At 60.1% G+C, this 26,865-nt stretch carries 20 protein-coding genes and 3 pseudogenes; 10 read left to right on the plus strand and 13 right to left on the minus strand.

Annotated features, from left to right (window positions below; translation table 11 throughout):
- Window positions 1–4 precede the first annotated feature (4 nt).
- The gene (locus GGC47_RS22240) at window positions 5–667 is read right to left on the minus strand and encodes an acetyltransferase (protein WP_429068793.1); all 663 of its coding nucleotides are present in this window, start codon (window positions 665–667) and stop codon (window positions 5–7) included.
- A 327-nt stretch (window positions 668–994) separates the two neighbouring features.
- Between GGC47_RS22240 and GGC47_RS22245 the strand changes: the two genes are divergently transcribed.
- From GGC47_RS22245 to GGC47_RS22260, 4 genes are read left to right on the plus strand one after another with little or no spacing between them, the layout of a single operon-like run.
- Window positions 995–1,909, plus strand: a complete 915-nt coding sequence (locus tag GGC47_RS22245) for a class I SAM-dependent methyltransferase (protein ID WP_429068795.1) — start codon at window positions 995–997, stop codon at window positions 1,907–1,909.
- On the plus strand, window positions 1,906–2,286 hold the full coding sequence (locus tag GGC47_RS22250; RefSeq protein ID WP_429068796.1) for a hypothetical protein: 381 nt from the start codon (window positions 1,906–1,908) through the stop codon (window positions 2,284–2,286). Before GGC47_RS22245 ends, GGC47_RS22250 begins: the two co-directional genes overlap by 4 nt.
- A gap of 43 nt (window positions 2,287–2,329) precedes the next feature.
- Window positions 2,330–2,989, plus strand: a complete 660-nt coding sequence (locus GGC47_RS22255; RefSeq protein ID WP_429068798.1) for a class I SAM-dependent methyltransferase — start codon at window positions 2,330–2,332, stop codon at window positions 2,987–2,989.
- Between the two features lie 51 nt (window positions 2,990–3,040).
- A complete protein-coding gene (locus GGC47_RS22260) occupies window positions 3,041–4,909 on the plus strand; it encodes a hypothetical protein (protein ID WP_429068799.1) in 1,869 nt (622 codons plus the stop codon).
- A gap of 128 nt (window positions 4,910–5,037) precedes the next feature.
- Here the strand turns inward: GGC47_RS22260 and GGC47_RS22265 are convergent.
- From GGC47_RS22265 to GGC47_RS22295, 7 genes and pseudogenes are all read right to left on the minus strand, one after another.
- Window positions 5,038–5,823 (minus strand): annotated as a pseudogene (locus GGC47_RS22265) (transposase); the annotation flags it as partial.
- A 475-nt stretch (window positions 5,824–6,298) separates the two neighbouring features.
- Window positions 6,299–7,216 (minus strand): glycosyltransferase family 2 protein, encoded by a 918-nt coding sequence (locus tag GGC47_RS22270; RefSeq protein WP_429068801.1) that lies wholly within the window; start codon window positions 7,214–7,216, stop codon window positions 6,299–6,301.
- Window positions 7,213–8,229 carry a glycosyltransferase gene (locus GGC47_RS22275; RefSeq protein ID WP_429068803.1) on the minus strand — a complete coding sequence of 339 codons (1,017 nt, stop codon included), beginning with the start codon at window positions 8,227–8,229 and terminating at the stop codon, window positions 7,213–7,215. Before GGC47_RS22275 ends, GGC47_RS22270 begins: the two co-directional genes overlap by 4 nt.
- Window positions 8,226–9,359 (minus strand): glycosyltransferase, encoded by a 1,134-nt coding sequence (locus GGC47_RS22280; RefSeq protein ID WP_429068804.1) that lies wholly within the window; start codon window positions 9,357–9,359, stop codon window positions 8,226–8,228. Before GGC47_RS22280 ends, GGC47_RS22275 begins: the two co-directional genes overlap by 4 nt.
- Window positions 9,360–9,375: 16 nt before the next feature.
- On the minus strand, window positions 9,376–10,500 hold the full coding sequence (wecB, locus tag GGC47_RS22285) for a non-hydrolyzing UDP-N-acetylglucosamine 2-epimerase (protein ID WP_429068805.1): 1,125 nt from the start codon (window positions 10,498–10,500) through the stop codon (window positions 9,376–9,378).
- Between the two features lie 8 nt (window positions 10,501–10,508).
- Window positions 10,509–11,522, minus strand: coding sequence for a polysaccharide biosynthesis protein (locus GGC47_RS22290; protein WP_133565240.1), 1,014 nt, complete (start codon window positions 11,520–11,522; stop codon window positions 10,509–10,511).
- 30 nt (window positions 11,523–11,552) lie between these two features.
- Window positions 11,553–12,410, minus strand: a complete 858-nt coding sequence (locus tag GGC47_RS22295) for a dTDP-4-dehydrorhamnose reductase family protein (RefSeq protein ID WP_429068807.1) — start codon at window positions 12,408–12,410, stop codon at window positions 11,553–11,555.
- A gap of 158 nt (window positions 12,411–12,568) precedes the next feature.
- Here GGC47_RS22295 and GGC47_RS22300 point away from each other — a divergent pair, with 158 nt between their 5' ends.
- The 4 genes and pseudogenes from GGC47_RS22300 to GGC47_RS22315 form a co-directional block, all read left to right on the plus strand.
- Window positions 12,569–13,429: an ABC transporter permease gene (locus GGC47_RS22300; protein ID WP_429068809.1), complete on the plus strand. Its 861-nt coding sequence runs from the start codon at window positions 12,569–12,571 to the stop codon at window positions 13,427–13,429.
- Window positions 13,419–14,867, plus strand: coding sequence for an ABC transporter ATP-binding protein (locus GGC47_RS22305; protein WP_429068811.1), 1,449 nt, complete (start codon window positions 13,419–13,421; stop codon window positions 14,865–14,867). The genes GGC47_RS22300 and GGC47_RS22305 overlap by 11 nt, the downstream gene beginning before the upstream one ends.
- 235 nt (window positions 14,868–15,102) lie before the next feature.
- Complete coding sequence (locus GGC47_RS22310) at window positions 15,103–16,206, plus strand: TylF/MycF family methyltransferase (RefSeq protein WP_429068813.1); 1,104 nt, start codon at window positions 15,103–15,105, stop codon at window positions 16,204–16,206.
- Window positions 16,207–16,876: 670 nt separating this feature from the next.
- Window positions 16,877–17,293 (plus strand): annotated as a pseudogene (locus GGC47_RS22315) (plasmid pRiA4b ORF-3 family protein); the annotation flags it as partial.
- 45 nt (window positions 17,294–17,338) lie between these two features.
- Here the strand turns inward: GGC47_RS22315 and GGC47_RS22320 are convergent.
- From GGC47_RS22320 to GGC47_RS22340, 5 genes are all read right to left on the minus strand, one after another.
- On the minus strand, window positions 17,339–18,505 hold the full coding sequence (locus GGC47_RS22320; protein WP_429068815.1) for a class I SAM-dependent methyltransferase: 1,167 nt from the start codon (window positions 18,503–18,505) through the stop codon (window positions 17,339–17,341).
- 281 nt (window positions 18,506–18,786) lie between these two features.
- On the minus strand, window positions 18,787–20,007 hold the full coding sequence (locus GGC47_RS22325) for a glycosyltransferase family protein (protein ID WP_429068817.1): 1,221 nt from the start codon (window positions 20,005–20,007) through the stop codon (window positions 18,787–18,789).
- The gene (locus GGC47_RS22330) at window positions 20,004–21,122 is read right to left on the minus strand and encodes a glycosyltransferase (RefSeq protein WP_429068818.1); all 1,119 of its coding nucleotides are present in this window, start codon (window positions 21,120–21,122) and stop codon (window positions 20,004–20,006) included. The genes GGC47_RS22325 and GGC47_RS22330 overlap by 4 nt, the downstream gene beginning before the upstream one ends.
- A gap of 101 nt (window positions 21,123–21,223) precedes the next feature.
- On the minus strand, window positions 21,224–22,627 hold the full coding sequence (locus GGC47_RS22335; RefSeq protein WP_133565224.1) for a glycosyltransferase: 1,404 nt from the start codon (window positions 22,625–22,627) through the stop codon (window positions 21,224–21,226).
- Complete coding sequence (locus GGC47_RS22340) at window positions 22,624–23,829, minus strand: glycosyltransferase (protein ID WP_429068820.1); 1,206 nt, start codon at window positions 23,827–23,829, stop codon at window positions 22,624–22,626. Before GGC47_RS22340 ends, GGC47_RS22335 begins: the two co-directional genes overlap by 4 nt.
- A 518-nt stretch (window positions 23,830–24,347) precedes the next feature.
- Here GGC47_RS22340 and glmU point away from each other — a divergent pair.
- Both glmU and glmS read left to right on the plus strand, forming a co-directional pair.
- Window positions 24,348–24,640, plus strand: a pseudogene (glmU, locus tag GGC47_RS22345) (bifunctional UDP-N-acetylglucosamine diphosphorylase/glucosamine-1-phosphate N-acetyltransferase GlmU); the annotation flags it as partial.
- 174 nt (window positions 24,641–24,814) lie between these two features.
- On the plus strand, window positions 24,815–26,635 hold the full coding sequence (glmS, locus tag GGC47_RS22350; RefSeq protein WP_429068822.1) for a glutamine--fructose-6-phosphate transaminase (isomerizing): 1,821 nt from the start codon (window positions 24,815–24,817) through the stop codon (window positions 26,633–26,635).
- The last annotated feature ends 230 nt before the right edge of the window (window positions 26,636–26,865 follow it).

A 26,865-nucleotide genomic window follows, 5' to 3' on the forward strand; every position in this document is an offset into this window, starting at 1 on the left:
CCGATCAGATCCGCCGCAAGCGATGGCTGGGCACCTTGGAAATTTCGGTCGAGGCTGGCGACAGAACCGAATTGTCGGGAATGTCTGACAGGACCAGGCTGCCGGCGCCGATGACGCAATCCGCTCCGATGGTGACATGATCCCGGATCGTGACGTTCACGCCGATGAAACAGCGCGGGCCAATGGTCACGCCCCCGGATACGACGACATGGGATGCAATGAACGTATCCTCGGCAATCGCACTGTGATGCCCGATGTGATTCCCCGACCACAGCGTGACGTTCTCGCCGATCCGGGCGAAGGGTTGGATGGTGTTGTCTTCGAGGATGAACTGGTTGGGCTGTACCACGAAGTCTTCGAAGATAGTCGCGCGGGAACTCACATAGCTCGCGATGCCATAACCTTTCGCGCGGGCCTCGGCGACCTTGTCGCGCCGGAACTTGTTCAGCTTCGTATAGCTGACGGCGACGAAGACGTCGGTACTACCCGGCGGAAAGCGTTGCTCTACCTCCTGCCACGCGACCACCGGATAGCCGTTCCAGGAGGGCTCGGAGATGTAGGCCGCGTCGACGGTGACGCCCGCCACACGGCGACCCGCATCTCGCACGAGGTAGAAGGCGGCCAGTTCCGCGATGTTGCCGGCCCCGAAGATGACGATGTCCTTCATAATGCTCGTTTCCTTCGTGCTCGGTCGCAAACGGCTCTAACCGCAAATCGCACAGGCCGAGGGTCGCGGCAACAATCTCGGCGCAACCCGCCGATCCCTCCCGTCTTGCAGTTCACACAAGCTCTCTTGCGTGCGGCGCGTGGGTTGGTGCATTAGCAACCGCGTTGGCGATTGGGCGCCGCGATGAAAAAGCCAGGACGATGGACGGATTGGAGACCATCTCAACGGGAGAATTTGGCTCCATCGGTAAGCATTCTGCGCGTTGTGGCTTAGCCGTTTGCCCGTCGCTATCGGCGTGAATGTCACATTATGCCGAGCATTTCATCAGTGGCTACAGAGTTCACGGCATTCTCGGAGGCCGCACTCGCCTCTCCCGAAATCGCGGCCGTGGCTCAGCGCTGCGGCCTCAATCCGGAAGAAGCGGCACAATTGCTCGCGACCTATGCCAATGAGGCAGGCGTCGGACTCGAACTCGTAGTGCCGTTACTACGACCTGGCATGCGTGTCCTGGAGGTCGGCTGCGGAATTGGACTCCTCGCAAGTTTTCTGCGCCAATCAGGTGTGGACATCACGGGCGTCGAACCCGGCGCCTCGGGGTTCGGCTTCATGCCCGAGATCGGCTCGGCGATCCTCCGCAGTCTGCCGGACCGCGTCAGCACACAATGGCTGAGCATCGGCGCGGAACAGCTCGATCCCGCCACACATGGACAATTCGACCTGATCTACTCGACAAACGTACTCGAACATATTCCAGATCTCGAAGGCGCCGTGCGAGGCATGGCTGCCGTGCTGGCCCCTGAAGGAACTATGGTTCACCTGTGCCCCAACTACACGGTGCCGTACGAACCCCATTTCGGCATTCCGTTGGTTCCCTTCGTTCCGCGCGCGACGGCCTTCCTCTATCGCGAGACGGTGAAGAGGCTACCGGGGATCTGGGAAGAACTGAACTTCATCACCGCGTTCCGGGTCAAACGCCTTGCGCGCAGCAACGGGCTATCGGTCTCGTTCGATCGGGGCCTCCTCGCGGCAGCCATGCGTCGCTTTGACCAAGACCCATTGTTCAGAGAGCGGCAAGGCGGGTTGGCCGGCAAGGTGCAGTCGACAGCAAGGGCGCTCGGCCTTCTTGGATTGCTCGAGAAACTGCCGGCAGAATTTGCTTCTCCGATGATCATGCGGTTGAAGCACGACCGAACGTTGCGGAGCCCGAAGCCGTCGGGCCTCACCAAGGAGGCTGATCGGTGACAAAGTTGACAGCTCTGTTTCTATTCGCCGTCAGCCTCATCTCTGTCGCGGCTTCCCAGCTTCTGTTCAAGACGCGCATGATGCAGATCGGCGAATCCTCTGCATGGGAAGGTTCGATACTCGCCGGCATTTCCCGGCTCCTTGTCGACCCGCTCATCTGGATGGCCGGACTGATGGTCGTTATCGGCGCTGTATGTTGGTACTCGGCCATGGTCAAGCTGCCCATCAGCTTCATGTTGCCGATTGCGAGCCTGATAGCCCCCATGACCGCCGTCGGCGCCTATTTTCTGCTTGGCGAAAGCCTTCCACTTGAAAAACTGGCGGCTATCGCCTGGATCGCAATCGGCGCCGTATGGCTGGGTTCCCTGAGTTCTTGATCCTGCCAGCCAACAAACTGCCGTTCGGCCAAGGGAGCCAATGATGGTTCAGAAGACATCTGGCATCTATCAGTTGACGCAGATTCCCGCGATATACGCGGCTTTTCAGCGGATGCTGGGCGGCGAACGGGCGCGACAGGAACTCGTCGCTAGCCATATTCGCCCCGCACCAGGCGCTCGTGTGCTCGATTTCGGCTGCGGCTCCGGCGCCATCCTGCCCTATCTCGGGCTGGTCGAGTATGTCGGCATCGATCTCAATGCCGACCATATCGCTCAGGCAAGAGCTGCGTTTGGCGATCGGGGAACTTTTTACGCCGGAGACTTCGGCTCGCTACCGGTAGAGCAACACGGTACGTTCGACCTTGTCGTCTGCCTTGGAGTGCTGCACCACCTTGATGACGCCCGAGTGCACGAGCTCGTTATGATGGCGCGCCGATACCTTGCAGCAGACGGTCGATTTGTAGCCGTCGATCCCGTGTTCGAACCTGGGCAGGCGTTTGTCGCTCGCTGGCTGGCGAAACTTGACTCCGGAAAATGCGTGCGAACCGCCCCCCAATATGCAGGGCTTGTCAAAGGCGGCTTTGGGAACTCTACGACGACCGTGCGTCACGATCTCCTGTCTTTGCCATACTCGCATTGCATCACGTCGGCGAACGCTACGACAGGAGAGCCTGTAAGGGCCAACGTGCTGGCATACAGCTAAGTCAACAACGCCTTGTCATTTGGCGCGATAAATCTCGATTGGACTGCGTCGATGATCAAATCAAAGTTGAGAATTTCTACTTTTGAATGTATTATCGTCATTTCCGTTTTGTGTTCGATTATAATTCTTGCAGTCCCATTATTTTACTCAAATAAAGGCATAGACTTAGTCGATGAGGGATATTATTTTGCGTCCATCACAAATTCCCTTAAGTATCCTAATCTTCTTTCTCAATTTGGATTTATTTATAGTTATCTATACGACATATCTGGGCACAGTGTAGCTACCCTCCGACAGCTCAACATAACGATCACATTTGCCCTAGCCTGGGCTCTCTCATGGCTTGCATTGGACGACATGCAGCAAAGCCAGGTGGGCGGGCGACTGCCGCGCTTGGTTATTGCGGCAGCGCTGGGCACGACCTCTCTCGCCATGCTTCGCCTGTGGCTGCCGACACCCAGCTATAACTGGCTTGCTTTTCAAGCCTTGATGATGACGGCCATTGGGCTGCTTTTATCGCGAAGAACCTTTGGGCTACTCGCCGCAGTTGGCTGGTTGTTGATCGCACTCGGAGGTTGGCTGGCCTTCATGGCCAAGCCAACGACCGCGGCAATCGCAGGATTGCTGGCGTTTCTTTATCTTCTCGTGACAAAGCGACTGAGCATTGCGCTTGTAGCCGTAGTGGCCTTCATCCTTTGCGGCCTTTTGGCCACGACCGCCCTCGTGCTCGACGGCTCCCTTTCCGGCTTCCTGGAAAGATTCTCGGTCGGGCTTGAAAGAGCAGGCTCTTATGGAATGGGTCATACGCTCTCCGCAATATTCAGGGTCGACCCGCTCCCCCTCGATTGGGAAGTTCTCAAAGTAATGGCAATCGGCTGCCTTGCCATCATCGCTTCAGCTTCTCTGATCACATCCGAAAATAGGGCGTTTCGTGCATTTTCACATGTCATCTGTGCAGTATGTGGCGCCATAGCCGTCTCGCTTATCTTCGGATTTTTGGGTATCCCATATTATTACGGCTTATGGCAGCAGATGTTCTTGGCTGCAATCGGTCTTTCGGCTGGGCTATTCGCATTGGTGTACAACAGGCGTGATCGCCACCGCCGGGAATCAGTGCATCGGCGCGAAACGGCAATTCTTTTAGGGGCATTGCCGCTCGCATTTGTATTCGGGACAGGAAATAATTATTGGTTCATGGCCGGCCTTGTGGGATTTTTTTGGGTATTGTCCGGTGTTACCCTCATTCGGATACGGCCCATGCCTGAAAACGCGATAGCATTGCTGATGCCTTTCGCCTTTGCCGCTCAGTTTATCACGGCCGGCCAAATTCTATTCGGAGTCGAGAAACCGTACTACCAGCCCGGTCCTTTGCGTCAGGCGGACCATCTCATCGATCTCGGAGATCGCGGGGGCGTGCTACGGGTTGCGCCGAGTATGGGGGTATTCATCGAGTCGATACGGAAAACCGCAGATCAGGCCGGCTTTCGGACGGGCACGCCAGTAATTGATCTGACGGGGCGCTCGCCAGGAGTTCTGCATGTCATGGGCGCAAGCCCGACCGGGCAGCCATGGTTGATTGGAAATTTTCCGATGATGCCTGGTAGCAACCAAGTCGCGATTGAAGTGTTAAAAGGGGTGCCTTGCTCGGAACTGGCACGTGCCTGGCTCTTGGTCGAGCCCAAAGGTCCTTATAGCTTTCCCCCGACCATCACTTCCGTTTTTGGCGCGGATCAATCTCGAGATTTTTCCGTTGCTGGCTCATTCTCCAACGCTGATCCACTCAGCAATTTTTCCGAAATACGGTCTCAATACCTGCTGCGCCCGACTCGTTCGGTTGACGAGGCCTCGCGGGCGTGCACCGAGGCGAAGGCCGCTTCGACCCAACGAAACAGAATCGATAAATCGGAAGCGCGCGATTAGCCTTAATTGCGTTCCGCTGAATAGACCTGTTGCGCTCTCCCGCTGGCCTGCTAGCACTGCATCGAGACAATAGACGCATAGCGAATAGTCCTTCAAGGTAGGTTGCTGCGGTTTGTAGTACGTCTTGTGCGGGCTGTAGCCCTTCGGCGCATGACCTTGAGCTTGGCGAAGGCATTTTCGATGGGTTTCATGTCGATGCTATGGGGCGGCAGGAACGAGAGTGTCGCGCAAGCCTGTCAGATTGCCTCGCGCACGCCTACCAACCGGTCGCAGCGTCGGAACCAGCACCTGCTCGACATAGGCGAGGAAGACGGCGCCGTTGACGAAGGGTGCGGTCATGCCGCCGAGGCGCAGGGCTCCAGCAAAGGTCGTCGTTTTCCGGTGTCCCTGAGTATCCCGGCTCGGCAGCGCTCGCCGCACGGAACCCGACCGCACAGGCGGGCCATCTTGGTCGAGAGACCTGTCTCGTCGACGAAAACAAGGCGTTCGGGATCGAGATCGGGCTGTGTCTCGAACCAGTCCTGTCACCGCTTCGGGACGTCGGGACGCTCCCGCTCCAGTACAAGAGCGGACTTTTTTGAAGCTCCAGCCACGCGATCGCAACCAGGCACTGAGCGCGCTGTGGCCGATGACGACTGACCGCTCATCCGACAGGCGCGACATCATCTCGTTCAGCGTGATGTCACGCCGTTCTTCGAGGAGTCCAACGATGAACGCTTCATGCGCATCGAGCCGCGACGTTCGCCGCCGGCCTTGTACCCGCGCTTTGGTCTCACCCAGCCAGGTTCGCGCGATCCAGCGGATCGCCGTCGAGATACCACCGCCAAACCTGGCGGCCGCCTGCCGCGCCGATGATCCATCGGTCGAAACCCGCAAACCCGCTCGCGCAGATCGTCGCTCAGTGCTCGTACCATGACCACGTCATCAACGCTCACGTTGAAATCAGCCGGGCGGCAAGGCGTCACTTCACAATCGATTCAAGCAGGGCTGGAAATGCTCTAGCGTGAGAGGCATGGTCAAAGCCATCTGGGAAAACGTAGGACGCCGCCAAGCCCCCACAATCCCTAGTGGGGCCTTGCACCACCCGTCTTCGGTTGGGCAGCACCTCGGGGTTTGGTGTTACCTAGGCCTGACTATCTGCGGAAAACTAAGCCGCCTCGTTACGACCAATATTAGAGCGAAAACACTCCGGCTATTGCTGCTCGCCGCCTGGACTTGCAATCGAATAAGATGGTTATTGCAATCACGAATCGCGGGAGCCAAATAGAAATATCTTCACGATAACATTAAGGTAATAGCTGTTACGATTGAAGTTTGTACTGCGATTATCGACTTTCTAAGATGCTTTCATCCAGCCCAGCGAGCGCGGAAACCGGTTCCAGGCTCGGGCTAAGATCGCCCGCTTCCTCGATTCAAAGCACGCTTCAACCTCCCCCGCATGACCAATCCAGCACCAACGGCAAGGCGGCTGAGGGTGTGCAAGGGCCGCTGCGCGAAGGCAGCGCCAGCCGGGCGTAAAATGGCGCCAAATTTGCCTTCGAAGGCATAGGTGCCGGCAGCCTGCAGCCAGATATCCGCCAGAGCTCGATGCCGATCAGCAGGCGCAAGGGCATCAAACACATCACGGTGCTTAGCAAGCAGGAGGTCAGCCGAACGCTCGACCACTTCTCCTAGTCTAGCGCGCCGGTTATAGACTCGTGCGAGGCATTCCCTGACCGCCAAGATCCTGCCGTTTCGTGTATACCGGATTAGCCAATCCCAGTCCTCGAAACGCGGAAGCGTTTCATCGAACAGGCCGACGGTCTCGAAAACTGCGCGCCTCGTCAGCTGTGTGGTCCCTGGGCTCAGATCGCAGTCCATCGCTAACCGCCTCGCCCAGTCGAACGAGGCTTCGAGAGGTTGGCTTCTCGTAACGCCGTGATCCAGAAGGTGCATTTCGACGCCCGTGCAGGAGACCCCGGTTCGGGCGGGAGCGAGCGCAAGTGCGGCAACCTGGACCTCGAGCTTGTGCGGAAACCACTCATCATCGGAATCGAGGAATGCAACAAGCGAACCGCGAGAGGCAGTTATCCCAGCATTACGCGCCGCTGAAGCACCGCCATTGCGCTCGCGACGCAGCAAGACTAACCGCGGGTCGTCAATAGAAGCGACTACCTGCACGGAATTGTCGCTCGAAAAATCGTCGACGACGATGACTTCGATATCGCGAAAAGTTTGCGAAAGAGCACTGTCAATAGCACGCCGTATAGTGTCGGCGCGGTTAAACATTGGGATAACGACACTGACATGAGGCGTGGACGTCCTCATCTGTTTTCCTTTTGCGCGCTGGGATCGATGCCGAAGACTTGGTCGATGACCGCCTGCCGGCGAAAACGAGTTGGTAGCCAGGGCGAGGCAAGGGAATGCAGCCAGCCTGACAAGGGCTGTGCTGCGGCATACACGAGGTGGCCGGTGGCGCGACGCTGAGTGGGCTCGATCGGCCTGGGCCAGCGCGGTTTCACCAAATACGATTGCAACGCGTACCGCAGCGACGGCGTATCGGGCGCGCGCAGGCCGACCAGGGCGGCATGATAATAGGCCGCGCTAAGCGCCTGTGGCCCCAGCATGCGCACGGAATTGGGAAGGTCTGGGCGCGCCAGGAGTCGCTTGATGGTCTCGATCTTTTGGAGCGCAAGCTTCGGACCCTGGCCGCGGCGCGTTGTACCCTCTCGATGCAACCGCCAGGTTGCGAGTACGCATGGTAGCCGCCTCGCCTTGGCGCCGCGGGCCCCGAAGCGCAGCCAGAAATCGTAATCCGAAATCAATGAGGCGCGAGCGTCCCGGACGGGCTCGCCACCGAGAACCGCGACCCGGAAGAACGCTCCTGGGCCGGGAATGCAGAAATGCTGGCCGAGCAGCACGGCGTAATCGTACTCACGGGTTGCGACCCGTGCGATCTGGCGGCCCTGCGCGTCGATCTTGAGCCAGTCGGGGTAAACCGCGTCGAGGCTCGGATCGTCACGGAAAGCAGCTCGCACGGCGTCTAGGAGGCCGGGGAGAATCGGATCATCCGCATTCACGATTCCTACTATATCGCAGTCTGCGCGGGAAACGCCGGTGTTAACGGCCTCCGCTTCGCCAGCATTAGCCTGCGTGACGAGGTCGATTGGCAGATGGGCAGCGAGGAGGCGGACCCGTGTGTTGTCGGTTGAGCCATCGTCGACCACGACATAGCGGTCGCCGGGACGCAACTGCTCTGCAACGGAGCGCGCCGTCTCAACGATATAGTCGCTGCCGTTGAAGACAGGCGTAACTATGGCGAGTCGGGGCTTCGCGATCATGATGGCGGCCCCTGCATAGCAAGGCGGCGATAAAGCCTCTCGTAGGCGCGGATCGTTCCATCTAGCCCAAACTGTGCGCGAGCTTCCACAAAAGCGCTTTCCCAGCGCGGGTCGCTGGTACGCGCGAAAGCCAGAGCCGAAGCCAGCGCGCGTGGATCGGACGGCGGTGCTAACGCTTCGGGCGGGCAAGGTAGTCGCTCAACATCGCCGATGCGGGTCGCGGCAATCGGCTTGCCCATCGTCAGTGCTTCAAGCAGCGCCATCGGCATGGCCTCGCCAAAGCGCGAACCGAGCAGGATGACGTCGGCGGCATTGAGCAGGTCCGGCATGTTCGCGACGGTGCCGAGCGTCAAAACCGCCTCGTCTAGGTGGCGTGCCGCGATCATACCGCGCAACGATGGGTCCGAGCAGTCCATCCCGCGGCCGGCTAGCAGCAGGCGTGCCTGCGGCGTTTCGCGCCGGAACAGCGCAAAAGCCTCCAGGCAATTGGGCAGATCCTTCTGCGGGTCGTTGCGTGCGCTTAGCAAGACGACGAACTCGTCGTCGGACAGCTTTAATTCGGCGCGGCGGGCAGCACGACGCGCTGCGTTGCATCTGAAGTGTGTGAGGTCGACGCCGTTGTCGATAACGAGGCCCGATTCAGGCGCATAGCCGCGGGCCTCATGAAAGCGTCGCGCCGACACGGCGCAGTAGACAATCGCGTCGGGCGCTCGGCGCGAGCAGGCCGCAAGCCTCCGATCCACGAGATGCAGCAGAGGGTTGGCAAGAAGTCGGGGAAAGGTGGTGTTGTGGATCGACCAGACGAGCCGGGCACGTGCGCTGGCCACAAGGCCGAGGAAGGCACCGTAATACAGCCAACCCTGCACGATATCGGGCTTGAGACGTCCGATGAGGGCGTGGAGCTGCCGCCGGGAGCCCGGCAGATGCATCAAGGCTCCGAGGCGATGGTCCAGGTGGAAACCCAGATTTACTATATCCAATCTGGCTCGATCAAAAAACACGTCGTCCTGCATCAGAGCGACATGGTGTGCGATTCCGTCCGAGGCATGCGTGGCGAGGTCGAACAGCAATCTCTCGGCGCCGCCCTGACGCAGATGCGGCGCGATGTGAAGAATCTTCAGCCCGGCCATGCCGCGCCCTTTCCCCTCACGATCGGCGCCACACGGTGCGGTTGATATAGTCGATATAGCTCAGGACGATGGCGACTACCTTGCGCGAGACCGAGCCTGCGACATAGTCGGCGACCGGCCGTGGCGTCAACCCGCAGGCATGGGCATGCATCACGAAGCGGACGGAATCGAGCACCGGCTCGCGCGCGAGCCCGCACATCACCAACGTGCCCTCATCCATGCCTTCGGGACGCTCATGCGCCTGGCGGACGGTCACGGCGGGGAAGCCGAGCAACGAGCTTTCCTCGGTGATCGTGCCGCTGTCGGAGACGACGCAAGCCGCCGTCATCTGCAGCTTGATGTAATCATGGAAGCCGAAGGGCGGCAGGAAGCGGACGCGCGAATCTATCTCGGTTTCGCCAAGCGTCTCCAGACGCTTCCGCGTGCGCGGATGCGTCGAGACGATCACAGGCCAATCATAGGTTTCGGCCAGCCCGTTCAGCGAGTCGAGCAGGTCAGCGAGGTTGCGCTCGCTGTCGACGTTCTCCTCGCGATGGCTGGAGACAACGAAGAACCGCCCCGACGTCAGCTCGAGCCGCGTGAGGATGTCGGAGGCCTCGTAGCGCGGTCGGAAATGTTCGAGCACTTCGTGCATATGTGAGCCGACGTTGAAGGTCAGCTCGGGTGGCAGGCCCTCGGCGACCAGATAGCGTCGGGCGTGCTCGGTCAGCGTCATGTTGATGTCGGAGAGATGGTCGATGACCTTGCGGTTGAGTTCCTCCGGCACGCGCTGATCGAAGCAGCGGTTGCCGGCCTCCATGTGGAAGACGGGAATCTTGCGCCGCTTGGCCGCGATCACCGCCAGTCCCGAATTGGTGTCGCCGTAGATAAGCACGGCGTCGGGCTTCTCCTGCTCCATCACCGCGTCGGAGCGCTTGAGTACCTCGGCAATGGTGTCGATCGCCGAGCCGCCCGCCGCTTCGAGGAAATGGTCCGGCTTGCGGATGTCCAGATCTTCGAAGAACACCTGATTGAGGCCGTAATCGTAGTTCTGGCCGGTATGGACGAGAACATGCTGCGTTTGCTCATCGAGCAGGGCGATGACGCGGCACATCTTGATCAATTCCGGACGCGTGCCCACGATCGACATGACTTTGCGCATGGCAGCGTCTAGCCCTGCAGCTCTGTCTGGATGTAATCGAGACCGAGGAGCAACTTCTTCACCCCCTCGACATCGAGCATCTCCGTATTGTCAGAAGTGTAGTCTTCCGCCATCGAGATCGCGCTTTCACCCTCGACGAAATACTTGGCATAGTTAAGGTCGCGGTCATCCTGCGGCACGCGGTAATAGCCGCCATGGTCGATCGAGCGCGCCATCTCCTCGCGCGAGACCAGCGACTCATAGCGCTTCTCGCCATGGCGGGTACCGATCACCTTGACCGGGACGCGCTTGTCGAAGATTTGCATCACCGCTTCGGCGAGGTGGCCGATAGTCGAGGCGGGGGCCTTCTTGATGAAGATGTCGCCCTGCTCGGCATTGCGGTAGGCGTAAATGACCAGATCGACCGATTCCTCGAGCGACATCAGGAAGCGCGTCATGTTCGGATCGGTGATGGTGATTGGTTGGCCGGCCTTCACTTGCGAGACGAAGAGCGGGATCACCGAGCCGCGCGAGGCCATGACGTTGCCGTAGCGGGTGGCGCAGAGCGTGGTGTCGCTCTTGGCCAGCAGGCGGGCGCGGGCGACGGTGATCTTCTCCATCATCGCCTTGCTCATGCCCATGGCGTTGATCGGATAGACAGCTTTGTCGGTGGAGAGCACGACGACGCGCTGGGTGCCGGCGTCGATGGCAGCTTCCAGTACGTTGCTCGCGCCGATAACGTTCGTGCGCACCGCCTCCATTGGATAGAACTCGCAGGAAGGTACCTGTTTCAACGCCGCTGCGTGGAAGACGAAGTCGACGCCGCGCATCGGCGCGCGCAGGCTGTCGGGCTCGCGCACGTCGCCGATATAGAACTTGACGCGATCATTCTTCAACTCAAGGCGCATGTCCTCCTGCTTCTTCTCGTCGCGGCTGAAGACGCGGATCTCGCCGATGCCCTCGCGCAGGAACCGGCGTAGGACGACGTTGCCGAAAGAGCCGGTTCCGCCCGTGATGAGTAGGGTCTTGCCCTTGATATCCATGGGGTCAGGTCACTTTCTCTTGACGCGCGCTCAACGAGCGGCGCGCATGCGCGCAATCAGTTCCGGCCAGGCCGGGGCGACATATCCCGTCGCTGCCCGGAAGCGCGAGCTGTCCATGGATCGGTCGATTGCAACCGCATCGTCGGGGATGATTTCGATTGTCTTTCCGTATTCCTGCGCCACCAGCTTCAGCAGCTCGAACTTGTTGATCTTGTCGGCTGCGACGTGCCAGAGGCCGCGCAACTCCGGGCGCGGGACGAGGACGTCCCGAATGACCCGTGCAAGCTCGACGGTCGGCAGGCCGGTATAGATTGCCTTGCGATAGCCCTTCACCGAGGGGCCGGGCTGATTCAAGAACCAGTCGACCAGCGAGTGAGCCGAGTTGAGCTCATGCCCGATAATGGAGGTGCGCAGCGTGATCGCGTTCGGATAGTCGACCTCGCCCAGAAACTTACTCTTGCCATAGAGGTCCTCGGCATTCGAGGGGTCCGCCTCAGTGTAGTCGCCCTTGCGCCCGTCGAAGATGCAATCCGTCGAGACATGCACGAGACGCGCGCCCGCTGCTGCGCAGAGTTCGGCGAGGCGGTGCGGCAGCAGCGCGTTCAAAGAGATGGAGACGAGAGGGTCCTTGGCGGTCGAGAGCTGCTTGACGACCCCGATGCAGTTGATCACCAAGTCGGGTCGAGTCTCGCCGATCACCCGGACAAGGCTGTCTTGATCGGTCGCGTTGACGCCACTCCGCAGACGAGCGGTCGCGCTCTGCTCTAGCCCGACTGGCGCGCCGCCGCGAATCGTGCCGATGACCTCAAAGCCCGGCGAAGTGGCAAAAAGCCGGTAGGCGGCGTTCCCCAGCATGCCCGCCGCGCCGAGAATAAGAATTTTGGTCAAGAGCATCTCCGCTCAACGGTTAAATGGGGTTTCTCTGTCGTCGTCAACGACGGAGGCCTGATCCGCCAAAGCGTGGAGGATTTACTCAACCACTCCGGGATTGTCGAGCCGTTCTGCCCGCATCGCAGCAGAACGGGTTTGCCGGACGCGGATATGAGATGCTAAAGGGGCGCGCGGCTCCAGGATCGTCTGCGGCCAGTGTCCAGGGATTTCAAGCATTGACGCTTTGGGGCAATCATCTGCGCCAGACCATTGAGCTGACTTTGCGCCTAACGATGCGTGATTTCGAAGCGCGCTATCGCGGGAGCGTACTGGGTTTGGGTTGGGCGTTCCTGACGCCACTCCTAACCGCACTGATCTTTACCTTCGTTTTCTCTTCGGTGTTTCGGGCCCGCTGGGGCACCGGGCAAGATGGTACAGATGCCAACTTCACCTTGGTGCTGCTCGTTGGCGTCCTTACACACGCGATGCTCGCGGAGACGCTGAGCCGGGCTGCGGGATTGATCCTCGCCCACAGCAGCTACGTCAAGAAAGTTGTCTTCCCGCTGGGCATCCTACCCATCGTCGTCGTCCTAGGCGCCATGATCACCGCGGCTTTTGGCTTTCTAATCGTCCTGCTGGGGCATCTCGTGTACAGCGGCCATATCGAGGCGACCGCCCCGCTCTTCATTCTGATCATTATCCCTTATCTTTTGTTGCTCCTGGCGACGGCCTATGTGCTCTCGGCTTTGGGCGTTTATCTGCGCGATATCGGACAGATCGTGGCCTTTATCATCACTGCCTCGATGTTCCTGACGCCGATCTTTTATCCCATCTCCTCGGTCCCTCCCGCCTTTCGGGCCGTGATGCTGCTCAATCCACTGACCACTGTGGTCGAGGAGTCGCGTAACGTCCTATTGTTTGGGCGCGCTCCGGATTGGCAAGCTCTGGCGTTTTTGTGGCTGGGAGCGCTCGTGAGCTTCCCCGCCGCGGTTTGGGTTTTTAACCGCCTGCGCGTGGGTTTCGCCGATGTCCTCTGAGATCGCGATCGAAGCCAAGCAGCTCTCTAAGGCCTACCATATCTACCGGAGCCCATCCGACCGGCTCGCCCAGGCCGTGATGCCGCGCCTGCGGCGGGCGCTCGCACCGCCCTTGCGCGCGTTCGGTCTGGAATGGCCGGAGAAGAACTACTATAGCAATCACTGGGCGCTGAAATCCTTGAGCTTCGAGGTTCCCCGCGGCGACAGCATGGCCATAATCGGCCGTAATGGGTCGGGCAAATCCACATTGCTGCAGCTTGTGTGCGGGACGCTGTCCCCCACCGAGGGCGAAGCACGCGTCAAGGGGCGTGTCGCTGCGCTGCTGGAACTGGGATCAGGCTTCAATCCTGAATTCACCGGCCGTGAGAACGTCTATCTCAACGCCTCGATCCTCGGCATGAGCCGCGAGGAAACGCAGGCCCGGTTCGACGATATCATCGCCTTCGCTGATATCGGCGACTTCATCGAAAGGCCGGTGAAGACCTATTCGACTGGCATGGCGATGCGTCTAGCCTTCGCGGTGATCGCCCATGTCAATGCGGATGTGCTGATCATCGACGAGGCGCTTGCGGTCGGCGACGCCTTTTTCCAACAGAAATGTCTGCGCTGGCTGCGGCAGTTCCGCGAACGCGGGACCGTGCTGTTCTGCGGCCATGACACCGGCGCTGTCATGAGCCTGTGCGACAGTGCGATCTGGATCGACAAGGGCGATCTGGTGATGCAGGGGTCCGCCAAGGATGTCTGCGAAGCCTATTCGGCGTCCATCATGAGTCAGGCACAAGGGTTGGCGGATCAGCCGAGTCCGCGACTTCGCGCGAAGACGAATGCGCGCCAGGCCGATGCGCCAGCGACGAGGGGCGAGGAAACGCCAGCCGGGGTGCAGCCGAAACGCGCTTCGCTCCCCGAACCGCCTAGACCGGACCGGCCGGCCATCTTCGACACAATGGCTGACAGCGCCGATTTCGGAAGCGGCAAGGCGCGCATCCAGCGCGTGAGCCTCACCCGTGCCGATGGCTCACCGCTACACTGGATCGAGGGCGGGGAGGATGTGCAGCTTCTCATAGAGGTCGCCGTTATCGAGGATCTCGAAGCGCCGATCTTGGGCTTCCACGTCAAGGACCGTCTCGGGCAGCCGATCCTAGGCGACAACACCTTCCTAAAGACTCTCGCCAACCCGATCACGGCTCGCGCGGGCCAGACACTCGAGGCAATCTTCGCGTTCCGTTTGCCCGCACTCGCATCCGGACGCTATTCGGTGACTGCCGCCTGCGCCTCTGGAACGTTGGACAATCACGTGCAACACCAGTGGATGCACGACGCTTTGATGTTCGATGTCCACTCGCCTTTCCGAAACGGCGTTCTCCTCGCAATCGATATGGACCGCGTCGAGCTTGCTCCTGTCGAGCCGCACCATTCGAAGGAAACGACCGATGCTTGACACCTCTGAAGGTCTAGCCGGCGCCTCGATCGGTCGACGCGGCCCTCCATGAGGGTCGTTGGTTTCCCAATTGGCCAATGCCGCACCTGCTTCAGGATCTCGGCAATGGGTTGTATGGAACTGACAATATTCTGTAATTCACGAGCGGCGTCGAAAGTTTGGTCTTTCCCGTCGCGTTGATAATGCGAGCGCTTGATTCTGCATGAGTTAGGCGCGCAGCAAGGGTGGTAGTCCAGTGACGCAATCTTCTTTCACCAGCCGCGTTTTACGCCGTCTTCCGATTTTGCGCGAGGAAGTGCGCAAGTGCGACGATTTGCGCGAATCCGCGCGGAAAGCCATCGAAGAGCGTGACGCGTGGCGCCAGGCTGCCAGCAAATCCGCCGAGGAGCGAGACGCCTTGACCGAGCGGCTTGCAGCAAAGGCGACGTTGGAAGACCAGGTCAATCACGTGCTCCAGCGGATCGGCGCCTATCACGATTCTACATATCTGAAGCTGGACAATGTCTCAGCCCAGATCCTCGGTGTGGGCGCACGTCAGGAGGAGGCTGTCGCTCGCCTTGGACGCCGCCTGCGCGGCGATGCCCCCGGTCTTGGAGGAGATGCGCGCGCCGCGGAGCTTTACCTCGACCTGCTGGAAGCATCGCTGACCGGCCTCCTGATCGAGGATGCTTCGCAGGCGCCCTGGACGGAACGCAAGTTCGACCCCTCGCTGCGCGCCATTGGCCGCGACTGGCCCGAACAGGCGATTACAATGATAGGCACCGCGCGCATGCGCAATTTGCGGATGTTGACGACACGGGTGCTGGAAGAAGGCGTTCCGGGCGATTTCATCGAAACCGGTGTATGGCGTGGCGGCGCTTGCATCTACGCCAAGGGAATCTTCGAAGCCTACGGCGCAAAGGATCGCAAGGTCTTCGTAGCCGATAGTTTCCGTGGCTTGCCCGAACCCGACACAGCGCATAATCCGGCTGATGCGGGGGACATCCACCACACTTATGGACAGCTCGCTATTTCGCGCGAGGCTGTCGCCGGCAATTTTCGCCGTTACGGGCTGCTCGACGAACAGATCGTCTTCCTCGAGGGCTGGTTTAAGGACACGCTTCCCGTCGCGCCGATCGACAGGCTGTCCGTGCTGCGCCTCGACGGCGACATGTATGAGAGCACTATGGATGCGCTCAACGCGCTCTATCATAAGGTATCACCTGGCGGCTTCGTTATAGTGGATGACTATGTGCTCGAGCCCTGCGCCCAGGCCATTCACGATTTTCGTGGGCAGCACGGCGTCGAAGCCCCGATGGAGCCCGTAGATGGCGCGGCGGTATGGTGGCGCGTGCCCTAGAGGCACGGCGCATTTCGCACTCCGAGACAGCACTGACGCGACCAACGACTTGACTTTTTTGCTGCAGCGAACGCTGGACCGCGTCGAGCAGAATTTCCACCCTTCGACGATCGTAACCGTTCGGTCTTGGCCTGTACGGCATTCCCGAATGTGTGACCTTAAGTCTCGCTTTAAGGTCATGGCGATTGTTCGGGCGGAGGTTCTGGGCGCGATCGAGCGGCGACGGCGCTGGCGCCGTGAGGGCAAGGTCCGATCGTCGAGGAGAGTTTTGCGGCGGGCGTGACGGTGACGGATGTCGAGCGCGCAACGGTGTCGCGGCGAGCCTTGTTTTTACATGGCGTCGGCAGGCGAAGCTGGGGGCAACCCGGCGCTGCTGCTGCCTGTCGAACCGGCTCCTGTCGCGACTGACTTCCATTATCGAGATTACGTTCGGCTCTGGCTGCAGACTGTGGGTCGATCGCGATGTCGACGTGGACGTGCAGTGGCGCGCGCTCGACGTGCTGGAGCAGCGATGACCGCGATCCCCGCCGGGATGCGGGTTTATCTCGCCATGGGCCCGCTGGACGGCTAGATCAAGCTCAGCGAGGCCAAGAGCATCAAGCTCGGCCGCTGACCGATCGCGGTCTGAAGCGCTTCATCTACACCAAGACTTCGGCGCAACTGGGAGCACACGCTCACGATCGAGACTATCGGTGATGCCGATCCCGGCCTCGACTACCCGCGCTTCGTCGACGGCGCCTGCCGCGCTCCGCCAGAAGACGTCGGCGGAATTCCAGGCTTCGAAGATTTCTTCGAGGCCATGGCCAAGCCCAGGCATCCCGAACGCAAGCGCCTGCTCGAATGGTGTGGACGGGTTTTCGAGCAAAGAACATCGACCTTCCCACTGCCGAGGCCAACATCGCAAAGCTGGCCCGATGCCGTGCCATCGGGAAGGTCACCTTCGCCAAAAGCCGCCCATCAGAAAGCTGAAAGGGCCGACACCGGACGGTTACCGATGATCTCCGTCAGGCTTTCGTTCGGCGAGCGTTTCCTTTCCAAGAGCTGTCAGAAGCCGAGCCTTCCTTGGCTCAAAGAGTGCTTGATATGAGGCCCCTTGCCGAGTCCAGATGACGAACGATCGCTTGACGGGCAGTCAAGCGATCGTCGCGAAAAAAGCTCCCCCCTTATGGTTTGCGCCAGCGAGATTCGGATGGCTCCACATCGGGGAAAAGATCGCGTGCAACTCCGGTGTCTCTCCAATAAAATAGGCCGCAAAATCCGGCTTCAATTTCTCGCCGGCAAGCAGCCAAGAGGCCAACAAATATTGCTCGTTGAAATACCAGTCCAACCATGCAGATGGATAGTCGTCCGGCAAAAATACGTCGTGTATCCCAAAAACTGATCCGCTTTTGAGGCGAGGAATGATTTCGTTGAAAAAGACAGTTACATCGCTGTTTTGGAAGGATCTGTGACTACCATCGAAAAATATTATGTCTTTTGGCGTAAGTTTTTCAAAAAATTCTATAGAAACATCCTCAAGCGGTGCTCGTATCACCTCATCGCAAATTGCATCGACTTCGGTACGCGGTTCCGGATCAATTGATACCAGCTTCGTATCCAGCAGGTGGTCGCGGATCGCGCGCCTCGCAAACTTCGTGGAGAATCCCGAACCGATCTCGATCAGACGGCGCGGCTTGTGAAGGGCTATCATTCCATATAGCGCCATCGCATCCAAAGCTGGGAAGGCTGGATTGATCCAATTCGGCTCGGTGGCGTCCGCAACAGCGTTACTGGGGATGGTTAGCATCGGGGCCAGCAGAGGCAGCATGGCACGCATCTGCAAGCCAAAATGCTCCGAGCAACTCTCCAGCCGAGCCAGCATAAGTGGCTCAGGTGGCTGTCCATGGCCATGTCGAACTTTTGGCGTAACAGGAAAGTCCAGCTCGACCAGCTGATGGCGATTCTTGAGATATAGCCAATGCGCGTTACGGTTGATTTCTTCGGGGGTGAGTGCAGGATTTGATGCCAGTGCATCCTGTTTTGAATGCTGCGCATGCTCAGCGGCCGCGCTCGTTCGCCGTGCCACATCCAACTGCGCCAACAACGCTTCGAGTTCCGCAGCTAACCTGTCCGCTTCACGCTTCGCGGCTATTCTGCCTGTCTCGGCCTGCAGGGCAAAATCATGCAGGCGGCGAAGGGGCGGGAAGAGGCGGGCAGTGTCGCGAGCGATTCGACGCAATACCATTACTATGCCTCGCATCCCGTTATCGAAGGGCAAAAACGTAGCTAGCGCGGACGGAAGAAACTCAAGCTGCGTCATCGGCGAGCTGACAGTTTCACAAAGCTGGATCAAAAGGCAAGGCGATCGCCACTTCGATCAGTCCTGACAGCTATGGACGCGGCGCTTCTTCGACGAGCCAAGCAGGTCGGGTTTACTGCACGAAGAGCTTCTCGCCAGGCCCAAGGGCTTAGTAGAACTCGTCGCGATGGCTATTCAACGCAGATCGCGAATTCCCGCGGCCGTCGAAGCGACAGCTGCTCCGGTCAGCAGAGATCGCTGTCCCGATGCCCGATACCTGTGCTCGACCCCGCTTTGCTGCCCTAGTAGCCAAGAAACCGGCGCACCGCGCGCTCCATTTGCGGCAGCGTGAAGTCTGCAACAAACGCGCGTCGCGCGGCCAGGGCTGTCGCCTCATACATCGCGCTATCCTCGACCAAATGAGCGACACCATTATAGACCGCCGATGGATAGAGATCGCGGCAGAGATAGGCTGCTCCGCGCTCCTTCAGGTAGGCGTAAGGTGCCGAGTAGGACGGCCCATGAAACAGGATCGGCCGCCCCGCTGCCAGATAGGTGGGAACCTTGGAAGGGAAGCTGAGCCGCGAGACCTCTGCCATCCTGTCCGCGAAAGGATAGGGGCAATAAGCGATGTCGCAATGTCGGGCGATCGTCCGGATCACGTCGGGTTGGTCCATCCAGCCCATGAACCTGAGATTCTCGTCAGGGATGTCGTTTGGCGGTCGCTCGTGGCCGAACGTCATCAAGATGACCTTCCGCTCACCCACCCGCCATTTCGCGATCTTGAGTGCAGCGACCAGCTGTGCCCATTCTTCGCTGGCATAAAACTGACCGACCATGCCTATGACGACACTGTCGTGGCTGAGAAGCTTCGGGGGCGGCGTTTCCGCGAGCGTCGGATCGATCGAGGCGATCACCGCCGTCGAAGGAACGTTGTAGGCTTCCTGATAGTGCCGCGCCATCGGGCCCGATGCCGCGGCGCAGCTCGCCGCCTGCCGCAAGGTGCGATCGAAAAGCGCAAGATCGAGACGGCGATTAACCGGATCGACCCCGTGGGCGTCGAGCCACCAGCGCAGCGGGTCCCAGACATGAACGCGCAGCGGCACACCGAGGCCCCGTGCCACCGGCGCGGCGATGCGCACCATCGTCTGACCCTGGAGTATCGCCCACAAATCGGTCGCACCGACCGCACGGCCGTAGTCCATCGCTTGGCGGATGAGGCGGCGGGGCAAAGCTATGCGCCTCATCGCCTCGATCGCCGCCGCACCGGCTCTCCCTATCCTGACGCCGCGCAGGACCCGGCTCTGTAATTCGGTCGGCTTGCGGACCGTCTTCATTTCGATGCCCGCGAGGTCGTCGTAGAGCTTCGGCTGAAGATGCGGGTTCATGACGCAGAAGATCGCAAGCTCATCTTTCGGCAGGAAACGGCACATCTGCGCCGTCACGATCCCCGCAGTCAGATTGCTGCATGGTGGTATGTCGGTCAGGAGAAGGATGCGCTTCTTCGGAGCTTCCCGCGTCATCCCTGCACGACCTTCCGATAGAGAGCCGACAACTTGCGCGCGAAATCGACGTCGCTGTAGTGCGCTTCGACCCAGCGCCTGCCTGCGGCACCGCGTCGCTGGCGCTCGTCTGGCGACCGGACGAGGCGTTCGATCGCCGCAGCCAGTGAGGCAGAATCGCGCATCGGGACGGCGATCGCAATGTCCGGTGCTCCGGCAACCTCGGGTAGCGAAGTGCCCTCGAAGACAATGATCGGCTTGGCGAAGGCGAGGGCCTCGATCGCCATCATGCCGAAGGCTTCGGCCGTCGAGGGCATGAGGAAAATATCGGTAGCGGCAAACGTGTCCATCATTACTGCATCGTCATTGACCCAGCCGAGATCGATGATCTGATGACGCCCGATGAACTCATTAAGATGCCCCTTGCCATGCGTAGTCAAAATGGTCAGGGGGATGTTGTTGTCCGGCAGCTGACGCAGAGCTTCGATGACATACTCGAACCCCTTGAATGGGCTGTTGGCGAAGGCGCGCACGCCGAGCACCAGCCGGCCTGGCAGGACACCCAAACGGGACCGAGCAGGCTGAGGATCGACCGGCCGGAAGCGGGTCAGATCAATACCGAAGGGAATGACCTCGATATTTCGGCCAGCGGCGATCGGGGATTGTGCAGCCATGTCTCGCATGTAGCGGGACGCGACCACGATCTGCGCGCGACTCTTCGCGACGATGCGCTTCTTCCAGGCGAACTGCTCCGCCGTCAAGTCCCTGCGCATCGGGAAAGGCAGGTCGAGTGACGGACACTGCCCGCATCCTTCCCGCCACCGCTCACATTCCAGCGAATAAATGCAATGGCCGGTCATCGGCCAGGGGTCGTGCCAAGTCCACACGCTCGGCTTTCCGCGCGTGAGCCAGGGCAACGCATCCAAGCTGAAATAACCGTCGTGAATGATATGGAAATGGACCAGATCGGCTTCGCGATAGGCTTTCGACAACGCCAGCGCGTAGGCCTGCCATTGCAGGCGCGAATGGATCGAGAGCCTTGATTCGATCCGTTTCATCACTCTGTTGGCAAAACGCGCGCCGGGCACGTCGAAAAAGAGTCGAGAATCGGGGCTGTCGCTCAGCTTGCTCCACACGAGATGCGTGGACTCGGTGCCCTCCGCGGCAAGCAGATGACGAATGTCGAAATTGTTGAAGCGACTGCCGACGACGTCGCTGGCGTTGATCTGAAGGACTTTCAGCGGGTTTCACTCCCATCGCGACGGAGCGGCACACCGAGCGCTTGACGATAGAAGTCGCGGATGGCCGGTGTCATGACCGACTGATCGAGGCGAGACCGTATGATCTCGAGATTGCGTATCGCCGCCTTGTCAACCAAGGTATCATCCGTTAGCGCACGTTCGAACTGCGCACAGATCACTTCGAAATCGTCCGGAGCGACAGCAAACCCGGTCTCTCCCTGGACGAACCACTCCTCGCAGCAGGATGTATTGGTTTGAATCGGAAAGGCACCCATCAACATCGCCTCTAGCACGGAGGTCGAGATTCCATCGGAGATACTAATGGCCAGATATGCTCGAGCGCGTCCGAAGCATTCCAAAATCTCGTCATGCGTGGCGATATCGATGACGCGGATATTGAGGACCCCGGCGGCTTTCAATTCGAGAGCACGGGCCCGAGGACGGGCGCCGACCGAAAACATGACGATCTCATAGTCTTTTAAACGGTCGGCGAAACGCTCGAGCACGGCAAGGGATACCATGGCGCGGCCGGCGAAATGATCGTAGCCCTTGACCATTATGAGCTTGCGCTGCGATGGCGGGGCTTGGTCGCGCAAGCGCTGGGCGGCGTCAACATCGATGCCTCCCGAATTTGCTAGAACCGGTAGCTCTGGTCCTCGATAGCCGAAGCTGCGACCTAAAGCGAGGTCGCGGCGACACTCGCAAGAATAGAGGTCGATTGCTTCGCACACTCGCCGGATCTGCCGGGCATGAGCTTCGTCGCGGCCGAAATGATAGATGTCGCTGCCCCAATTCGTCGCTAACCAGCGCGGAAAGCTGCAGGACGGGCTACGGGCATGCATAAGGTCCCGCGCAGCGAGCACAAGATAGGCATTATGCTGGAATTCCAGAGAATGAATGAGGTCCGGCTGCACCTCGGCGATGACTCTAGCCAACATATCAGGACCATGGAGAGCCATGATCGCTTCATTGCTTTCGTCTGAGCGCCCGAGACGGACCATGGCCATTGGATCGATCCCTGTGAAGGGCACTTCGCGGACGCGCTTGTCTTCCGTGCTAGGCGGCGGACTAGGCGAACGGGAGTGACGCGCCACTGTGTCGGCCACCTTTGCTCGGATGACCCGAAAAGCTTCGTTGGGGTTCGCCACAGCTTGCCGGAAAAGGCGAGCGACGCGCTGCCTTCTTGAAAGCTCCTGCTTCGGCGGCGCAGGATACATCGGCGTCGGAACGTGGAGAGTCACCCCACGTATATTGGCATGCGCGGGGGTCGGATCGACCGCATATAAATGAAGATCAAAATCAAACTCCCGAAGCGACTCGATCCACCGCGCTGTATGGACGGAATGATGCATAGCCACAAATAGAATTCGAGGACGCTTAACTTCCTGAAAGGAACTCATTGCCTGGCAATTTCTTTAAAAACGGCAGCGAAAGCTTCGCGAGCCTTGCCTATATCAAACTCTTCGGCCGCAGCTTTCGCGTTCGCGACTAGCCGAGAACAGAGCGCCGGCTCCTCGCTGAGCCGAACCAAAGATCGTGCGAGTGCCTCAACATCGGGCTCGTCGACAACAAGCCCCGCCTCTCGCGCCGCAAAGAACGAAGATACGAATGATCCGCGAGGGGCATGAACGAGGACGGGACGTCCTGAGGCAAGGTATTCGGCTATTTTTGCCGGGGCCGATGACCGTACAACTTCCGGAATGGGAGATTGGAAGGCAAGTGGTAGGAATAAAATATCCGCCTCTCGCTGGCGCTGAAGAGCGTGTTCCTGTGGTAAGTGGCCGAAACGACGCACGTACGGCCCAACTAAACCCGCATCTCGAACCTGCTCCTCGCTCTGGGCTGTGTGAAGATGGAGCTGAAAACTTCCCCCGAGTAGGTCAAGCGCGGCGACCAAATTCCTAAACGAACTTGCCTGCGCGCTATAAACGGAACCGGTGTAAACGACTGTTAGCGATGACTGCGCCGGCGAACGCGGGTACAGTGCTGTCTCGCGTTGACCTCCAGGCTTACCTTCCATGCGCACGAGATCAACAGGGTTCCGAATAACTGAGATGGCTGCGCGTTGCACGCGCGATCGAACATCCTCCGCCAGAACCTCGTTCGGAACAATCACTTTAGCCGCCTGCGCTGCCCAGCGCTTTTCCCACATCCGCGCCAAGACGCGGTATAATCCTGCTTCCCATTGGTATACCGGATCGTCGAACAAATAGGCCACGAACGGCAATTTCAGACGCTTGGCGGCGAGCGCAGCAGATGGCAGGTCAAAAGGATTGCCGCTGCATCCGATGATCACATCGACGGGATGCGCCCGCACCGCCGCGACAATCTCCCGTGCGCGCTTCTTAACATCCCGGATCAGCCCGGCCGCATTATTAAGGCGTTGTAGATGCTTGTTTTTAATCGTACGGATGAGCTGGAATGACGGCTGCGACAGCGCGATGTATACCCCCGACCTAGGCTCGTGCGGATCTAACTCGCGCAACTGATCCGACAAAAAAAGAGTATCGAAGCGGCCTTGACCAAGAAGCGCACCGAGAACGCGCGCCTGACCATTTGCCGAGGGCGGCGCCGCCGTTGTAATAATCGCTAAGCGCGGCATGACAGCTGATCGAACCTGCGTATTGAAATAATTGCGAGTCTCTGTCCAGGGGCTAGCGTTGGATGCCATCGCAGTCAATAGGCAAAACGCGAGCTGCTTGTTATAGTCCGCCTGGACATTTTGAAAGCGTTGTGATTATACATTATTCCTCGAGCATATTTTGTACATATACTTTCGGAAAATGGAATGTGCCATTCTGAGGGCACAAGACAGATGCGGCGCGGCTCGCATCGACCGTAAACGCATTTGCCCTCGGACATCGTCTCAGAAATATGATCGGATGCCAGAGACTAAGGAAGTCATGGGCCCGGGCGACGTTCATGCGGCTCGGAAGACCCAGGAGCTGTTTGATCTCGGAGCGAGCTCGTTCATTCGTCGGTGTGCTAACCCGCTTCTTATATTTGCTCCGGCATCATCCGGCGCAGCTCTCCCCCCTTTTGACCTCGGGTGACTTTGGCAAAGCCGCACGGGTCGACTCCCCCTGCCGGCCCGCATGCGCCGAATCAAGGGCGATCTGGATCAAGGCGGCGGAGATCGATTCCGGCGCCAAGGTCCAACCACCTCGCCTATCGGGGATCCCTCAGTCGGCGTCGGCGCGAACATCGGGGCCGGCACGATTACCTGCAACTACGACGGCTTCAACAAGGTCCGGACCGTGATCGGGGCAGGGGCGTTCGTCGACTCCAACTCCGCGCTCGTCGCGCCGGTCGCAATCGGCGACGGTGCCTATGTTGGCTCCGGCTCCGTCATCACCGAGGATGTCGCGTCCGATGCGCTGGCGGGGTGGCGGGCGCAGCAGGTGGGCGAGTAAGGCTGGGTGAGCCGGTTCTGCGCCGCGCCGCCGCGGCTCTCAGGGCGCGACGGGCGGGGCCTGAGGCAGGCGCCGTCGGGCATACATTCACAGTTCGCCATGCAGATTGATTAGGCAGCGGCGCATTTCGCCATTATGCGCTTGAACCATCGTCACGATTCAAGAGGCTCGCTCATGTGCGGCATCGTCGGGATTCTGGGCAAGCAAGCGGTGGCGCCGCAGATATTCGAGGCCCTGCGGCGGCTCGAATATCGCGGTTATGATTCCGCCGGCATCGCGACGCTGGAGGCCGGCAAGCTCGCCCGTCGCCGGGCCGAGGGCAAGCTCGGGAATCTCGAACTACGCCTGTCGAGCGATCCGCTCGACGGGTTGATCGGCGTCGGCCACACCCGCTGGGCGACGCACGGCAAGCCCAACGAGACCAACGCCCATCCCCACGCCACCGGAAAGCTCGCCGTCGTCCATAACGGCATCATCGAGAACTTCCGCGAGTTGAAGGCGGAGCTGGAGGCCGCCGGCTACCGCTTCGAGACCCAGACCGACACCGAGATCGTCGCCCAGCTCGTCACGCGCGCCATGGATGAGGGACTCGGCCCGGTCGAAGCGGTGGCCCAGTGCCTGCCGCGCCTGCGGGGCGCTTTCGCGCTCGCATTCCTCTTCCAGGGCGAGGAGGATCTGCTGATCGGCGCGCGCAACGGCCCGCCGCTCGCGGTCGGCCTCGGCGACGGCGAGATGTATCTCGGCTCCGATGCCGTGGCGCTCGCCCCCTTCACCAGTCTGATCGCCTATTTGGAGGAGGGCGACTGGGTCGTCCTCAACCGGCGCGGCGCGACCTTCTACGACCGCGGCAACAAGCAGGTCGAGCGGCGCGCGCGGCAGGTCGCCGCCGGCGCGCTGCTGGTGGACAAGGGCAATCATCGCCACTTCATGTCCAAGGAGATTCACGAGCAGCCCGAGGTGGTCGGCCATACGCTGACGCACTATCTGGACATGGCCGCCGGCGGCCTGCGACCGGTGGAAGGCATCGACTGGGTGAAGCTCTCGCGCGTCTCGATGTCGGCATGCGGCACCGCCTATTATGCCGGGCTGACCGCCAAATACTGGTTTGAGCGGCTGGCGCGTCTGCCGGTCGAGATCGATGTCGCGTCGGAATTCCGCTATCGCGAGCCGCCGCTGCCGGAGGGTGGCCTGTCGCTGTTCATCTCGCAGTCCGGCGAGACGGCCGATACGCTCGCCTGCCTGCAATATGCCCGCAAGCAGGCGCAGGCGATCCTCTCGGTGGTCAACATGCCGACATCGACGATCGCGCGGGAGAGCGACGTCGTCGCGCCGACGCTCGCCGGCCCTGAGATCGGCGTCGCCTCGACCAAGGCCTTCACCTGCCAGCTCACTGCCCTTGCCTGCCTGGCCCTGTCGGCGGCGCGGGCGCGCGGCACGATCTCGGCGGAACAGGAGGCTGGATACGTCCGGGACCTGATCGCGCTGCCAGGCCTGATGACCAAGGTCCTGACGCTTGAGCCGCAGGTCGAGGCACTCGCCCGCGAGCTTTCCAAGGCCAAGGACGTGCTGTATCTCGGCCGCGGCACCAGCTTCCCGCTGGCGCTCGAAGGCGCGCTGAAGCTGAAGGAAATCAGCTACGTCCACGCCGAAGGTTACGCGGCGGGCGAGCTCAAGCACGGGCCGATCGCGCTGATCGACGAGGATATGCCGGGCATCGTCGTCGCGCCTCACGATGCGCTCTTCGAAAAGACAGCCTCCAACATGCAGGAGGTCGCGGCGCGCGGCGGGCGCATCATCCTGATCACCGATGCCAAGGGCGCCGCCGAATGCGGCATCGAGCCCGAGGCGACGATCGTGATGCCGGATATGGACCCCACCTTCGCGCCGATCGTCTACGCCCTGCCGATCCAGATGATCGCCTATCAGACGGCGGTTTTCATGGGCAAGGACGTCGACCAGCCGCGCAATCTGGCGAAATCCGTCACGGTGGAGTGAGCATCCAACGCTCGCTGTTTTTCAGGAACGGCATCGTCATAAGGGCTTCTTCCAGCGTGACGGCCTGGTTCCGGAAGATTAAGCAAACGCTACCTCCACTCCACTTGCGCCGTTCTGCTCAGAATCCTCATAATCAGCAATTATATGCTCCAGCAGACCAAACTGCGCACGGAGCTTTTGCGGAACGGAGTTTCTTCGACGCTTGACATCGACCACTGACGACAGGCTCT

Origin of the sequence: Allobosea sp. OAE752 (assembly GCF_050433265.1) — a bacterium.
In the GTDB taxonomy this organism is placed as follows: Bacteria; Pseudomonadota; Alphaproteobacteria; order Rhizobiales; family Beijerinckiaceae; genus Allobosea; species Allobosea spartocytisi.